At 63.4% G+C, this 13,868-nt stretch carries 14 protein-coding genes; 6 read left to right on the forward strand and 8 right to left on the reverse strand.

All coding sequences use genetic code 11. From position 1 onward, the window contains the following. Nucleotides 1-116: 116 nt before the first annotated feature. The 6 genes from xerC to DWQ09_02820 form a co-directional block, all read right to left on the reverse strand. Entirely contained in the window at nt 117-1,025 is a 909-nt protein-coding gene (gene xerC, locus DWQ09_02795) for a tyrosine recombinase XerC (protein KAA3629203.1), read from the reverse strand. After that, entirely contained in the window at nt 1,022-1,717 is a 696-nt protein-coding gene (locus DWQ09_02800) for a DUF484 family protein (GenBank protein ID KAA3629204.1), read from the reverse strand. Before DWQ09_02800 ends, xerC begins: the two co-directional genes overlap by 4 nt. Next, nucleotides 1,714-2,544: a diaminopimelate epimerase gene (locus DWQ09_02805; GenBank protein KAA3629205.1), complete on the reverse strand. Its 831-nt coding sequence runs from the start codon at nt 2,542-2,544 to the stop codon at nt 1,714-1,716. Before DWQ09_02805 ends, DWQ09_02800 begins: the two co-directional genes overlap by 4 nt. A 61-nt stretch (nt 2,545-2,605) precedes the next feature. Beyond that, nucleotides 2,606-3,271 carry a class I SAM-dependent methyltransferase gene (locus tag DWQ09_02810; GenBank protein ID KAA3629206.1) on the reverse strand — a complete coding sequence of 222 codons (666 nt, stop codon included), beginning with the start codon at nt 3,269-3,271 and terminating at the stop codon, nt 2,606-2,608. After that, nucleotides 3,268-4,527, reverse strand: a complete 1,260-nt coding sequence (lysA, locus tag DWQ09_02815; GenBank protein KAA3629207.1) for a diaminopimelate decarboxylase — start codon at nt 4,525-4,527, stop codon at nt 3,268-3,270. The genes DWQ09_02810 and lysA overlap by 4 nt, the downstream gene beginning before the upstream one ends. A 19-nt stretch (nt 4,528-4,546) precedes the next feature. Next, nucleotides 4,547-4,687, reverse strand: coding sequence for a lipopeptide (locus DWQ09_02820; GenBank protein ID KAA3629208.1), 141 nt, complete (start codon nt 4,685-4,687; stop codon nt 4,547-4,549). Between the two features lie 136 nt (nt 4,688-4,823). Here DWQ09_02820 and DWQ09_02825 point away from each other — a divergent pair, with 136 nt between their 5' ends. The 3 genes from DWQ09_02825 (at nt 4,824) to DWQ09_02835 (ending at nt 7,716) form a co-directional block, all read left to right on the forward strand. Next, on the forward strand, nt 4,824-5,501 hold the full coding sequence (locus DWQ09_02825) for a carboxylesterase (protein ID KAA3629209.1): 678 nt from the start codon (nt 4,824-4,826) through the stop codon (nt 5,499-5,501). Between the two features lie 112 nt (nt 5,502-5,613). After that, a complete protein-coding gene (locus DWQ09_02830; GenBank protein ID KAA3629210.1) occupies nt 5,614-6,801 on the forward strand; it encodes an acetyl-CoA C-acyltransferase in 1,188 nt (395 codons plus the stop codon). A 15-nt stretch (nt 6,802-6,816) separates the two neighbouring features. Further along, nucleotides 6,817-7,716: a hypothetical protein gene (locus tag DWQ09_02835; protein KAA3629211.1), complete on the forward strand. Its 900-nt coding sequence runs from the start codon at nt 6,817-6,819 to the stop codon at nt 7,714-7,716. A gap of 312 nt (nt 7,717-8,028) precedes the next feature. On the opposite strand, the gene DWQ09_02840 is transcribed toward DWQ09_02835, so the two are convergent. Both DWQ09_02840 and DWQ09_02845 read right to left on the reverse strand, forming a co-directional pair. Beyond that, nucleotides 8,029-8,679 (reverse strand): hypothetical protein, encoded by a 651-nt coding sequence (locus DWQ09_02840; protein KAA3629212.1) that lies wholly within the window; start codon nt 8,677-8,679, stop codon nt 8,029-8,031. Nucleotides 8,680-8,788: 109 nt separating this feature from the next. Next, a complete protein-coding gene (locus tag DWQ09_02845; protein KAA3629213.1) occupies nt 8,789-10,084 on the reverse strand; it encodes a citrate synthase in 1,296 nt (431 codons plus the stop codon). Between the two features lie 326 nt (nt 10,085-10,410). Between DWQ09_02845 and DWQ09_02850 the strand changes: the two genes are divergently transcribed. The 3 genes from DWQ09_02850 (at nt 10,411) to DWQ09_02860 (ending at nt 13,708) form a co-directional block, all read left to right on the forward strand. Further along, the gene (locus DWQ09_02850; protein KAA3629214.1) at nt 10,411-11,289 is read left to right on the forward strand and encodes a bile acid:sodium symporter family protein; all 879 of its coding nucleotides are present in this window, start codon (nt 10,411-10,413) and stop codon (nt 11,287-11,289) included. After that, nucleotides 11,261-12,103: a prenyltransferase gene (locus DWQ09_02855; GenBank protein KAA3629215.1), complete on the forward strand. Its 843-nt coding sequence runs from the start codon at nt 11,261-11,263 to the stop codon at nt 12,101-12,103. Before DWQ09_02850 ends, DWQ09_02855 begins: the two co-directional genes overlap by 29 nt. An 84-nt stretch (nt 12,104-12,187) precedes the next feature. Continuing rightward, complete coding sequence (locus tag DWQ09_02860) at nt 12,188-13,708, forward strand: SLC13/DASS family transporter (GenBank protein KAA3629216.1); 1,521 nt, start codon at nt 12,188-12,190, stop codon at nt 13,706-13,708. Nucleotides 13,709-13,868: the final 160 nt, after the last annotated feature.

Genomic DNA, 13,868 nt, shown 5'->3' on the forward strand with positions numbered 1-13,868 from the left:
AACCAATCGCGGGAGCAAGCTGGCTCGCTCTTACAAACAACCCTGTCTTTCACCCTTGATCCCTTAGCGATCTTGGCGTCTTGGCGGCTTTGCGCGAGATGGATTCAATAAATCCCTCACCCCCGACGCTTCTTGGCGCGGGGATGGGCCTGGTCGTAGACTCGCGCCAGATGCTGGAAATCCACATGGGTATAGATCTGGGTGGTGCTGATATCGGCGTGGCCCAGTAACTCCTGCACCGCACGCAGATCGCCACTCGATTCCAGCAGGTGACTGGCGAAGGAGTGGCGCAGCAGGTGGGGATGAATGCGCCCCGGCGTGCCCTGGCGGCGCGCCCAATAGCGCAGGCGCTCCTGAAAACCGCGATGGCTCAGTCGAGTGCCCCGGCGACTGAGAAACAGCGCCTGCTCCGCGGGATCGCTTTGCACACCGGCCCGCGCCTTCAGCCACTCGCGCAGCGCCTGGCGCGCCTGGCGTCCGACCGGCAGGATCCGTGTTTTGTTTCCCTTGCCGGTGACGCGCGCGGTGGCATCGCCGAGGTCCACGTCGCCCAGGTTCAGCGACAACAGCTCCGCCAATCGCAGTCCGCAGGAATAGGTCAGTTCCAGCATCGCCCGGTCACGCACCGTCAGGGGATCATCGCCTGGAATCTCCATCAGCCCCGCCACCTGATCGACGTCGAGGGTCTGCGGCAGCTTGCGAGCGGCTTTGGGTGCAGGGATACCGATCGCCGGATTGTGTCCCACCTCCCCCTCACGCAGCAGGTAATGGTAGAAGCTGCGTATCGCCGAGAGCGCCCGCTGCAGACTGCGTGGGCCGATGCCGCGACGATGGCGGGCCGCGACGTAGCGGCGCATCAGATGCGCATCGACACCCTGCCATTGATCGACACCCTCCTGGTCGCAATGCAGGCTCAGGGACGCAAGGTCGCGGCGGTAGTTTTCACAGGTCAGCGGTGAGAGGCGCCGTTCGTGTTGCAGGTGGTGGATGAAACGCTCCAACCACTGCCCGGCCGATGCGTTCATGCCACGTGGGGTTTCAACAGATAGCCGATCAGTTCACCGAGGCGGGCGAGGAAGATGGTGCCCATGGCGAGCAGGAAACGCTCGGCATCGCAGCTGCCCACGGCAAGGAAACCCAGGGGCTCGTCGGCGGCGAGCGGGATCAGGGCGGCCGATTTGATTTCCGCTGCGCGATCGCCGAACAGATACTCCAGCTGGGCCGGTTTCAGCCGTCCGCATTGCGGTTTTGGGTTGCGGAAGAACTCGACGAAGGGGACCAGCGCCAGATCGTCGCGTGCCACGCGATAAGGGCCCAGCGTATCGTTGTCGGGATCGCCAAAGATGCGCAGTGTGACGGCGTCGGCACCGAAGACCTCGCGCAGACTGTCGTTCAGGGTGCCTACCGTCTCTTCGGGACCGCTGCTGCCCAGCAGTGCGACGGAAAGCCGGTGCAGGCGTTCGTTGGTGCGATCGTTATCGCGCGCCACGTCGACCAACTCCATCAGCTTGTTGCGCAGCTGGCGGTTTTGAGCGCGCAGCGCCTCAACCTGGTGTTCGATGAGCGATACCGCTGAACCGCAGTTGTGAGAAAGTTGAATTTCGGAGAGCAGGTTCGGGTGGTTGGCAAAGAAATCGGGATGGCGTGCCAGGTAACCGGCTACCAATGATTCGCTGATCTCTTCGGAGGGTTCTTCGCGCTGCTGCTGCGTGCTCATAATTCGATCTGCCCCTGGAATACCCGCTCAGCCGGGCCGGTCATATGCACCGATGCGCCTTCACCGGGCCAGCTTAACACAAGTCTGCCACCGCGCAGGTCGACCTCGACCTGCGACTGCAGCAAGCCCTGCAGATTACCGACGACCACCGCCGCGCAGGCGCCGGTACCGCAGGCGAGCGTCTCGCCAACGCCGCGTTCGAACACCCGCAGCCGAATGTGGGTGGGTGTGACGACCTGCATGAATCCGACATTGACCCGCTGCGGGAAGCGCGGATGGTGCTCGATGAGCGCGCCCAGCTCGCTGACGGGCGCGGTTTCGACGTCGCTGACCTGCAGTACCGCGTGCGGGTTACCCATCGATACGGCGCCAATCTCGACGGCGCCGCCTTCAAGCTTGAGCGGGTAGCGTGCCTGACGCGTCGGCGCGTCGAAAGGGATGCGCGCGGGTTCGAGAACAGGCACGCCCATATCCACCGTGACCTGGTTATCGACGGGCCGCGACAGGCGAATCAGGCGGGATGAGGTTTCGACGACAACCTCGGCCTTGTCCGTGAGACCCTGTTCGTGAATGAAGCGTGCAAAACAGCGCGCGCCGTTGCCGCACTGCTCGACCTCACCCCCGTCGGCGTTGTAGATGCGGTAGCCGAAATCGGCCGCATCGCTGCGCGGTGGCTCCACCACCAGCACCTGATCACAGCCGATACCGAAGTGGCGATCTGCGATACGACGGATCTGTTCGGGTGTGAGCCGCAGGGGTTGGCTGATCGCGTCGAAGACGACGAAATCGTTGCCCAGGCCGTGCATCTTGGTGAAATTGCGTTGCATGCTCACAGATTACCGGGATGCCGGAGGGATGGGAACCGTGCGGATTGCCGGCAAGAAAACGCTAGATGCGACCACTGACGATCAGGTGTCGATCGTTGATGACCTCGAGTTCGAGCTGTCCCAGCGAGGCGGCCGTCAGCTGTGTTTGCACTTCGGCAGGGGTGAAGGCGGCCAACAACGAGTGGTAGAAATCACGGCGCAGAACCTCGGGTTCGCCGGCCGTGTAGTGATCCACCAACGCTTGGGCGCGTTCGCGGCTGGCTGGGCGCATCAAATCCATGATGAAGACGATGGCGCCGGCCGCGGCATGGCGATTGACGGTAGACCACAGGGTTTGAGGGTCGGGCAGATGATGCAACAGGCTGTTGGAGATCAGTACTTCGTAACGTTCCCGTGGCAGTGTGGCGCCGGGCAGATAACCTTCGATGAGGCGAATGCGCCCGCCGAGCCCCGAATCCTGAACACGCTGCTCACCGAAACGCAGCATCGCGGCCGCGCCGTCGACCCCGTCGATCCGGCACTCGGGAATGGCGCGGGCGAAGCGGCAGGTGATGTCGGCCGGGCCGCAGCCCATGTCCAGCACTTGCGCACCCACCGGTAAGCGCGGGAAGCGTTCCAGGAACTGGGCGACGAAGTTGTCGTGGGGTTCGGCGAAATCGGCTTCCGAGTAGGCGCGGGCCTGCGCCTCCTCGCCCATCAGTTCGGGCTCGGGAATACGCTCGATCATGACGCGTCGCGCGGCAGCAGGTGTTCGCCGGCGTAGAGGTCTTCGATCGACTCGCGCTCGCGCACCAGATAGGTCTGATCGCCGTCCACCATCACCTCGGCCGCGCGCGGCCGCGCGTTGTAGTTGGAACTCATCACGAATCCGTAGGCGCCCGCCGAGCGTACCGCCAGCAGGTCGCCGGTGACGACGGCCAACTCGCGCTCCTTGCCCAGCCAGTCGCCGGTTTCGCATACCGGTCCGACCACGTCGTAGACACGCCTGTCACCCATGCCGTGCTCGATCACCGGCAGGATGGCTTGCCAGACCTGATAGAGAGCGGGGCGGATGAGGTCGTTCATCGCCGCATCGACGATGGCGAAATTCTTGTGTGGCGTCTGTTTGAGGTATTCGACCCGGGTCAGCAGTATCCCGGCGTTGCCGGCGATGGCGCGCCCGGGTTCGACGATCAGCGTGTAGGGCAGGTCGCCGAGGCGTTCGTAGAGCGCCGCGCTGTACTGGGCCGGTGCCGGGGGCTGCTCGTCACGGTAGGGGATGCCAAGCCCGCCGCCGAGATCGATGTGCTTGATGGCGATGCCGCGATCGGCCAGCCGCGCGATCAACGCCAGCATCCGATCCAGCGCCTCGGTAAAGGGGCTGAGCTGCGTGAGCTGTGAGCCGATGTGACAATCCACCCCCACGATCTCGATACCCGCCATCTCCGCGGCGCGCTGGTAGACGCGCTCGGCGGTGGCGATGTCGATGCCGAACTTGTTCTCTTTGAGTCCGGTGGAAATGTAGGGGTGGGTCTGCGCGTCGACATCGGGATTGACGCGCAGCGAAACCGGGGCCCGCTTGCCCATTGCGCGCGCCAATTGGTCGAGTTGTTCCAGTTCGGCCTCGGACTCAACGTTGAAACAGTGAATGCCCACTTCCAGCGCGCGACGCATCTCGTCGACTCGTTTGCCAACGCCGGAGAAGAGGATTCTGGCAGGATCGCCCCCGGCCTTGAGCACGCGCTCCAGTTCGCCGAGCGAGACGATATCGAAGCCTGAACCGAGCCGCACGAGGACGTTGAGAACACCAAGGTTGGAGTTTGCCTTCACCGCGTAACAGATCAGGTGGTCAGTATCGGCAAAGGCGTCGTCGAAGGCCCGCCAGTGGCGCTCCAGGGTGGCGCGCGAGTAGACATAGCAGGGGGTGCCGTACTGGGCGGCGATACGGTGCAGGTCGACATCTTCGGCGTGCAGCGTGCCGTTGCGGTATTCGAAATGATCCATGGCGTGTCCGCGGTTAGGGCTACTCGGGTTGTTTCTTGTCGCGCTGAACAGTTTCGGATTGATCATCCGGCAGGTAGAGCGCGCCGGTCTGGCCGCACGCGGAAAGTGCCAGCAGGGTGGCGAGTAACAATGCGAACAGCGCGAAAGCCGGACGGGGCATAGGCTTCAGGTTCCGATGGGTGGTCGGGTGGCGGCAACGGCGGCCAGTATAAACGCCCTGCCGGTCGCTGCCTAACCACCGTCGCCGGAAGCGGCTGCTATTCTTCAGAGGTCGCCCGCCAGCCAGTGACCCTTCCATGCCTGAAACACCCCTAGCGACATTGGAGCTCGACGCGCCGTGCGGTGCGGCCGTCGCCACGGTGATTCTGCTTCATGGCCTGGGTGCCGACGGCCACGACTTCGCGCCGATCGTCGCGGAGTTGGACCTGCCGTCGGATCACGGTGTGCGTTTTGTTTTCCCCCACGCGCCGGAACGGGCGGTGACCATCAATGGTGGGATGGTGATGCCGGCCTGGTACGACCTCGCTGAGGTGGATATCACGGCGCGCCAGGATGCGGCGGGTATCCGCGCCTCCGCAGCGCGGTTGGTCGACCTGATCGATCGCGAACGCGGTCGCGGCATCGATGCGCAGCGCCTCGTGGTGGCGGGATTCTCCCAGGGTGGCGCCATTGCCCTGCATGCAGGACTGCGTTACCCGCTGCCCTTGGCCGGGATACTGGCACTCTCCACCTATCTACCTCTGGCCGGCGATCTGGCCGCAGAGGCGAGCGCGGCGAACCGGGGCACACCGATATTCATGGGGCACGGGCTTCATGATCCCGTTGTGCCCTACCTGCATGGTTCGCGTTCCTGTCGCGTGCTGGAGGATCTGGGGTATCCTGCGCGTCTGCACAGCTACCGCATGGAGCATGCGGTGTGTGCCGAAGAGATCCGTGATATCGGAACCTGGTTGCGAGAGGTGCTGGATCTATAGCGTCTCTCCGGACTGTGATTCAGAGGCTCAAATCGAACTCAGAAGAAGCCAGACACTGGCCACTGCGTTTGGGGAAATCAAAACTCCCGACAGGTTGTGAAAGGATGTAAGGATGAGCAATAGACGTGATGTGGTGGTGCTGAGCGGCGTGCGCACGGCGATTGGCGATTACGGCGGATCTCTGAAAGAGTTGGGCGCCACCGAGTTGGGTGCGATCGCGGTGCGCGAGGCGATCGCCCGCTCCCAGGTCAATCCTGACCAGATCAACCATGGTGTGATCGGCAATGTCATCCACGGTGAAGCGAAGGATATGTACGCCTCACGCGTGGCCTGTATCAACGGCGGCATGTCGCACCACTCGCAGGCGCTGACGGTCAATCGCCTCTGCGGTTCGGGTCTGCAGGCGATCGTATCCGCCGCGCAGCTGGTGATGCTGGGTGATGCCGACTTCGCTGTGGGCGGCGGCACCGAGTCCATGAGCCGGGCGGCCTATACATTGCCGGCGGCCCGCTGGGGTGCGCGCATGGGCGATGCCGCGATGGTCGATATGATGGTGGGTGCGCTCACCGATCCCTTCGCTACCGTGCATATGGGTGTCACGGCCGAGAACGTCGCGGAGAAGTGGGGTCTGACCCGCGAGGCCCAGGATGAGTTTGCGGTGGAGAGTCACCGCCGTGCCATCGCGGCCATTACCGAAGGACGCTTCAAGGAGCAGATCGTGCCGGTGGAGCTGAAAACCCGCAAAGGCACCACGATCTTCGACACCGATGAACATGCCCGCGCTGACGCCACGCTCGAAGGCATGGCCAAGCTGCGTGCGGTCTTCAAGAAGGACGGCAGCGTCACGGCGGGCAATGCTTCCGGGATCAACGACGGCGCGGCGGCGGTCGTGCTGGCCGAGGCGTCAGTGGCCGAGAAGCAGGGGCTCAAGCCCATCGCCCGGCTGGTCTCCTATGGCTTTGCCGGTGTCGATCCGGCTTACATGGGTGAAGGCCCGATACCCGCGGTCAAGGTGGCGCTGGCGCGCGCCGGGTTGAGCGTCGCGGATCTCGATGTGATCGAGTCCAACGAAGCCTTTGCCGCCCAGGCGCTGGCGGTCTGCAAGGGCCTGGAGTTCGATCCGGCCAAGACCAACCCCAACGGCGGTGCGGTGGCGTTGGGCCATCCGGTCGGCGCGACGGGTGCCGTGCTGACCGTCAAGGCGCTCTACGAACTGCAGCGCATCGGCGGCAGGTACGGGCTGGTGACCATGTGCATCGGCGGTGGCCAGGGCATCGCCGCGGTCTACGAGCGGTTGTAAACGGAGCTGCAGGGGGTGGGGTTCCGCCCCCTGTTTTTCACACGTGTCATGAGGGCGACCTGGCCTCGCGTTTGGATGATTCCGTTGCTCGCGGTCTTGCTGAGCGCCTGTGCGCAGCGCAATCTCTCCTCCTCCTGGGAGAGCGAGGCATCGGCGCCGGATGCCGAGTCGCTCTATCAGCAGGCGTTGGTGCGGCTCGGCGCTCCGGAGGCCGAGCAGGATTACGCCGCCGCCAACCGTCTCTTCGAGCAGGCCGCGGAGCAGGGTCACCGCAAGGCGCAGTATTTTCTCGGCATGGCCTACCATGTGGGGCGGGGTGTGCGTCAGAGCTATCCCCGGGCCCGCTATTGGTTGGAGCAGGCGGCTTATCAGGGCGATGCCAACGCTCAGTATCATCTCGGCGATATCTACCTTAACGGCTGGGGCGTTGCGCCTGATCCGGCGTGGGCCGCCATGTGGTATGGGCGCTCTGCCCAGCAGGGTCTGGCGGCGGCTCAGTTCAGCCTGGGGGTCTGCTACTCCTCCGGGCTGGGTGTTCCGAAGCAGCCGCTGCGGGCGCGGGGCTGGCTGGGCCTGGCTGCCCGCCAGAACCACCCGCAGGCGCAGCCGCTGGAACGCAAGCTGGCGGGGCAGTCAGGGGGTGCGCCGGCGCGCGTTTTTCTCGGGAAAGACGGCTGGCAATCGCCGCCGGCCATCACCTACGTGCAGGTGACGCTGGCACACCTCGGTTACGATCCGGGTCCCGTGGATGGGGTTTGGGGGGCGCGAAGCGCAGCGGCGCTGGCGCGTTTTCTGGGTCTGCCGGGGGACGAGGGCGAGATCGTGCTCACACCCGAGATTCTGGACCTGCTGCGCCGTGCCAACGGTACCCTGCCGTCGCCTTTTATCGACACTCTGCGACGTTGGTTCTCCTAGGGCTACTCGAGGATCCCGACGATCTCCCGCGTCGCCTCGAAGCGCCGAATCAGTCCGCCCGCGACGCGGATGGTGAGCAGGCCCTGATCATCCGCCGGCATCACCACCTGACCGACGTGATAGATCTGTGTGTCGAGGCTGGTCCCTACCGCCAGTTTCTTCTGCCGGCCCGGCGGCAGCGGTTGGCCCTCGGCCGCCTTCTTCTACAGGCCGGTAGTAAGCGGGTCGTGCTTTTTCTTCGCCCGCGCGGGTGAGGCGGCGAGGGCGCCGATGAGTGCGGCCTGTTTCATGCGGTTTCCCCCCGGTGTCGAGCTACTGGTTGGCGTCGAGACCCAGTAGGGCGTTGACCCGCCCCTGGATGGCGTCGCTGACCATGTTGCCATCCTGGTCGTCATCGGGCCCAAGGGGCGCAATGCTTTTGTTGGCGGCCGCAGCCAGGGCTTCCACTTCGGCGGTCGCCGCCTCCTCGGGTGAGGGCGGACTACTCGGGTCGAGGCCGAGCGTGGCAAGCGTTTCTCGGGCGGCATCAATCTGCGCCTGAGTGGAATCGGGATCGTTCAGGGTGGTCACCGCGGCGTTGACGCGTGCAGCCGCCTCATAGGCCGCAACGCGCCCCACGGCAGAATGGGGTGACGCGTTGGCCCGCGCGTTGGTTGAGGCATGGGCGGCGTTCAGGCGTCCCAAGGTGCTGGTGATCCTGCCCCGGCTGTTGCCAAGATTGTCGCTATGACTCCTAGCTTTGCCGTTGCCGCGGGTTTCCTGGCCCTGCCTGTCATGACCGAAGGCGTTGCCCTTGCCGTTGTTGCCGAGTCCGCCGCCGTGGCCATTGCCTCCTCCATTGCCACCCTTGGCCGCCAGCGCGACGCCGTGACTGGAGTGGCCGAGCAGATTGACGGCCAATGGCGCCGTCAAGACAGCCAGCGCCAAGGCGCAGCTCATCAAGGGGGTCGACACTGTTTTCATGGCCATCTCCTGCTATTCAGCGGTAACGCCTGGGACAGTATAGTGCCTGGCGGTGATCAGCTCCCTGGTTCCGAAGGGGTGTCGTGCTGTTACCACCCTCCTGGATCGTTCAGCCGCTCACCCGCTTCTCGATCGGCACGTAGTCGGTCACGGTATTGCCGGTATAGATCTGGCGCGGCCGCGCGATCTTGGTGCCCAGGGTTTCATCCTGCTCGCGCCAGTGCGCGATCCAGCCCGGCAGGCGGCCGATGGCGAAGATGACGGTAAACATATTGGTCGGGATGCCGATGGCGCGCAGAATGATGCCGCTGTAGAAGTCGACGTTGGGATAGAGGTTGCGGTCGATGAAGTAGGGATCCTTGAGCGCGATCTCTTCGAGCTTGCGGGCGATGTCGAGCAGCGGATCGTGGACCTCCAGCTGCGGCAGCAGCTTTTCGGCGATGCGGCCCAGGATCCTGGCGCGCGGGTCGAAGTTTTTGTAAACGCGGTGTCCGAAACCCATCAGGCGCACCTTGCTGTCCTTGGCCTTTGCCAGTTTCACGTACTCCTCGGCCGAGGTGTTGCCGCGGTGGATATCTTCCAGCATGTTGAGCACCTCGACGTTGGCGCCGCCGTGCAGCGGCCCCCACAGCGCGCAGACGCCGGCGGCGCAGGAAGCAAACAGATTGGCCTGACTGGAGCCGACCATGCGCACCGTGGAGGTAGAGCAGTTCTGTTCGTGATCGGCGTGCAGGATCAGGATCAGGTTGAGCGCATCGCGCACCGTCTCCGAGCAGAGATGCTGCGAGTAGGGCTGCGAGAACATCATGTGCAGGAAGTTGGGCACGTAACGCAGCGCCGGGTCCGGGTAGATGTAGGGCTGGCCCTTGGAGCGGCGATAGGCGAAGGCCGCGATGGTGCGCACTTTACTGATCAGGCGCGCGGCGGCGAGCTGAAAAAGATCATGATCCTCGAGCTCGAAAAGCTCCGGATAGAAGCAGGAGAGCGCGTTGATCATGGCCGAGAGTATGGCCATGGGGGGAGCGGTGCGCGGGAAGCCCGCGAAGTGGTGCTTCATCGACTCGTCGATGTTGGCGTGATCGGTGAGCAGCGCCGAGAAGCCTTTGTATTCGTCCTCCGTTGGGAGCCGCCCGAAGATCAACAGCCACGCCACTTCGACGAAGTTGGGCGTCGCCTCGAACTGTTCGATGGGAATGCCGCGATAGCGCAGGATGCCCTTTTCACCATCGATGAAGGTGATGGCGCTTTCGCAGCTGCCGGTGTTGCCGTAGCCGGGATCGAGGGTGATGAGGCCGGTACGGTTGCGCAATTCCCGGATGTCGATGCCGCGTTCGCCTTCGTTGCCCTCCGTAATGGGGAATTCGAACTGCTCGTTACCAATGGTCAGCGTGGCATTCTGCGACATGATTGAAACCTCTGGTTGCGGGTTAAGTAGAAAGTGGCGGCCCCGAGGGGATCGCCAAGGCGCCCGGGCGAACGCCCAGGAAAGTGACTCGCAGGTCACGACGGGAAATAAGACACCGGCGAGATCTCCGCGTCAAGAGTGGAAGCCGCAGACTGGTTGGGCAGCCGCCGTGATTCGATGCTGGCGGTGGGCTTGCGACAGGAGTGGCGGCCATGGATTCAAGCCCGGGGAAAGCTATCGCGTCGGTCATCGGCCAATCGGGTGGTGGGCCAGGGAAGAGACCGATACACTGACTGGGTTTTTTGGAAAGGGCGCGGTATTTCGGGATGGAACTGGCACTGATAATTCGGATCGGCCTGCCGGTCGCCTTGTTCGCGGTGATGCTGGGCATGGGCATGACTCTGGGGGCGGGCGATTTTCGTCGGGTGGTGAATCGGCCACGGGCTTTCGCTCTCGGGTTCTCCGCCCAACTGGTGCTGTTGCCGCTGTTGGCGCTGGTGTTGGTCGAGTTGTTCAAGCTGCCCGGGGAGTTGGCGGTAGGGCTCCTCGTGCTGAGTTTCTGTCCCAGCGGCACGACGAGCAATCTCTTTTCCTACCTGGCGCGTGCCGATGTCGCGCTGTCGATCAGCCTGACCGCGGTTGCCTCGGTAGTGACGCCGTTTACCGTTCCGTTGCTTACCCGTTGGGTGCTGGAGTGGCAGATGGGCGCCGCACAGCCGGTGCCCTTCCCGGTGGTGACGACCATGCTGCAGCTCGCCGTGGTTGTACTGCTGCCGGTTTTGATTGGCATGATCTGGAAGTCGCGCAGACCGGCGGCATGCCGACGCTGGCAGCCATCGGTGCATCGGGCGTCGGTAGTGCTGTTCGCCACAGTGATACTGTCGATGGTAATCGATCAGTGGGAACGCCTGGCCCAGTTTCTCGCTCTGTCGGGTGTAGTCTGCCTCGTGATGATCGTCTGCGCCATGGCGTTGGGTTGGGCGGTGGCGCGTATCGGCCGACTCGATACCGCGCAGACCAAGACCATCAGCATCGAGGTAGGCATGCAGCACGGCGGCATGGCGCTGGTTGTGACCCAGGGCGTGTTGGCCAACCCGACCATGTCCATCGTACCGGTGATGTACGGCCTGTTGATGCTGATCCCCATTTTGTTGCTGGTAGCGGTCGCGCGCCTTCATGACCAACGAAACCTTGTCGCTGGTTAAATCGGCGCGTCCCTTCTCCCTGGTGGTCGCGGTGGTCAGCTGTGGCCTGGGGGTTTACCTGGGACTGCGCGAAACCGTGGCGCCTCTGCTGATCGTGGTCGGTGTGCTGGTCGCGGGATTGCTGCTGCAGATCGGCGTCAATCTCATCAACGACCGTTCGGATCTGCACCTGTTGCGGGGCGATGCGCCCGCAACGAAGACCAGGCGCGCCAGGATACGCCTGAGCTATCGCCTGGGCCTGATCTGTTTCGGCATCGCCGTCGGGATCGGCCTGGCGTTGGTGATGCTGCGTGGCTGGCCCCTGCTGACCATCGGCATCGCCGGCGTCATCGGCGCCTTCGCCTATACCCTGGAGCCCATCAATTACAAACGCCGCGGCCTGGGCGTGATGATGGTCTTCTGGTTGATGGGCGTGATGATGGTGGAGGGCGCCTATCTGGCCGTGACGGGCACGCTTTCGTGGCAGGTCTTCTGGCATGCACTGCCGGTCAGCTGCCTGGTTTCCCTGTTGCTGCTCAGCAACGAAATCCGCGACATTGAACGCGATCGCGGCGAGGGCGTCGCCACGCTGGCGGTGAGGATAGGGCTGGCCAGGGCGCGGGGCCTCTTTTGGGCGCTGGCGTTAGCCGCGTTCGCGCTGTCGATCGTCTATTCGCTGATCGGATTGTTGTCCAATCCGCTCTGGTTGATTTTACCCGTGCCGCTACTGATACCTGTGATGCGTCACCTTTATACCGATGCGAGACAATCGCTTCCGCCCTGGACGGGTAGACTATTGCTGTTGTTTGGGATCGGATACGCATTGGCGTTGTAGAAGCGGGTTCTCTTTGCAGGGGCAGCGGCTGGTGGATGATTAAGACGAACGTGATTCGCGGTTTGGGTTCCTGGCGCGCTACTTATGCCACCGGCTGAATGGCAGCAGCAGGGCTCTGTAAAACGACCTTCGCTTGGTCGCGTAGGGTTGATAGTTGGGCCCGTTGTTTTCCTGTTTGTGGTGTGGGCGCCCAGTCCGCAAGGGCTGACTGACGTGGCTCAATTCACCGCTGCAGTGGCATTGCTGATGGCCATCTGGTGGATCACCGAGGCGATCCCCATTCCGGCGACGGCGTTGTTACCCATCGTGTTGTTCCCCCTCTTGGGCGTAGGGAGTGCTGGCGCGGTGGCGGCCAACTATGCTCATCATTTGATCTTTCTTTTTCTCGGCGGCTTCTGGATAGCGGCGACGCTGGAACGTTGGAATCTGCACCGGCGTATCGCGCTGCACACCATCCGCATCGTCGGCACCAGCCCGCACCGCGTGGTGCTGGGTTTTATGGTGGCCACGGCATTTCTCTCCATGTGGCTCAGCAATACCGCAACGACCATGATGATGCTGCCCATCGGTATGGCGGTGTTGAGTCGGATCGCGCCCGAGGCGTTGCAGCGGGATGCGGGCGAGCCGCTGGTGAACCCCTTCGGCACGGCGCTGATGTTGGGGATCGCCTATGCCGCTTCGATCGGCGGCGTGGCAACGCTGATCGGGACGCCACCCAATGCGGTGCTGGCTGGAGTGGTGGAGAAGCTCTACGGATTCAAGATCACCTTTGCCGATTGGATTGTCTTTGGTCTGCCGCTGAGTGTGGTGATGCTGGTGCTGGCGTGGTGGTATCTGACGCGGCTTTCCTTTACGCGCTTGCCGCGGGTGCGCGGTACCGGCAAGGAGACGATCCGTAACGAGATTCAACGAATTGGGCCGCTGACCTTTCAGGAAAAAGCGGTGTTGGCAGTCTTCGTGAGCGTGGCGGCTGCCTGGATCGGGCACGGACTGGCGCCGTGGACGTGGCTGGCGAAGTTGCAGGACTCATCCATCGCGATAGCGGGCGCCATCGCGCTGTTTCTGCTCCCCGCTAAAGATGGTCACGGCGGGCGGCTGCTCGACTGGCCGACAGCGGTGAAGATTCCCTGGGATATCATTCTGCTCTTTGGTGGCGGGTTTGCGTTGGCCGATGGCTTTGCGCGTAGTGGCCTGGCGGAGTGGATCGCCACGCAACTGGCCGGCCTCTCGGGCGTGGGTTGGGTCGCAATCGTTGCGGCGGTCGCATTGCTTACCATCTTTCTCACCGAAGTGACCTCCAATACCGCGACCGCCACCATGCTGTTGCCGATCGTTGCGAGCATCGCGGCGGGCGCCGGTATCCATCCCCTGGGGCCGATGGCGGCGGCCGCGCTGGCCGCTTCGTTCGCTTTTATGTTACCGGTAGCGACACCGCCCAATGCCGTGGTGTTTGCCAGTCGCTGTGTCTCGATCCCGCAGATGGCGCGTGCAGGTATCTGGCTCAACTTGCTCGGATTTGGGATGATAACGCTGTTCGTGACCGTGGTTTTGCCGGCAATCTGGGGACTCGATCTGAGCAACCTGCCCGAAGCCTGGCGCAAGTAGCCGGGAGGGATTGGTTTGACCGCAGCGGCGTGCTGCACTGCAAATCGTCATCGAATTCTGATTTGCGGGTTGCGAGCAGTACAACTACAGGTTGCGCTGCCCAATAGCCTCAACTACGCTCAAACATGTTTACGGGGAGGGACCGACCTTCCCCTTCTTG

This window comes from Pseudomonadota bacterium, from assembly GCA_008501635.1.
GTDB lineage: Bacteria > Pseudomonadota > Gammaproteobacteria > QQUJ01 > QQUJ01 > QQUJ01.

Coding starts and splice junctions, on each gene's coding strand:
- DWQ09_02840 (KAA3629212.1), bottom strand. CDS start 8,679: ATGAAAACAGTGTCGACCCCCTTGATGAGCTGCGCCTTGGCGCTGGCT.
- lysA (KAA3629207.1), bottom strand. CDS start 4,527: ATGGATCATTTCGAATACCGCAACGGCACGCTGCACGCCGAAGATGTC.
- DWQ09_02800 (KAA3629204.1), bottom strand. CDS start 1,717: ATGAGCACGCAGCAGCAGCGCGAAGAACCCTCCGAAGAGATCAGCGAA.
- DWQ09_02860 (KAA3629216.1), top strand. CDS start 12,188: ATGCCACCGGCTGAATGGCAGCAGCAGGGCTCTGTAAAACGACCTTCG.
- DWQ09_02805 (KAA3629205.1), bottom strand. CDS start 2,544: ATGCAACGCAATTTCACCAAGATGCACGGCCTGGGCAACGATTTCGTC.
- DWQ09_02830 (KAA3629210.1), top strand. CDS start 5,614: ATGAGCAATAGACGTGATGTGGTGGTGCTGAGCGGCGTGCGCACGGCG.
- DWQ09_02825 (KAA3629209.1), top strand. CDS start 4,824: ATGCCTGAAACACCCCTAGCGACATTGGAGCTCGACGCGCCGTGCGGT.
- DWQ09_02855 (KAA3629215.1), top strand. CDS start 11,261: ATGACCAACGAAACCTTGTCGCTGGTTAAATCGGCGCGTCCCTTCTCC.
- DWQ09_02845 (KAA3629213.1), bottom strand. CDS start 10,084: ATGTCGCAGAATGCCACGCTGACCATTGGTAACGAGCAGTTCGAATTC.
- xerC (KAA3629203.1), bottom strand. CDS start 1,025: ATGAACGCATCGGCCGGGCAGTGGTTGGAGCGTTTCATCCACCACCTG.
- DWQ09_02810 (KAA3629206.1), bottom strand. CDS start 3,271: ATGATCGAGCGTATTCCCGAGCCCGAACTGATGGGCGAGGAGGCGCAG.
- DWQ09_02850 (KAA3629214.1), top strand. CDS start 10,411: ATGGAACTGGCACTGATAATTCGGATCGGCCTGCCGGTCGCCTTGTTC.
- DWQ09_02820 (KAA3629208.1), bottom strand. CDS start 4,687: ATGCCCCGTCCGGCTTTCGCGCTGTTCGCATTGTTACTCGCCACCCTG.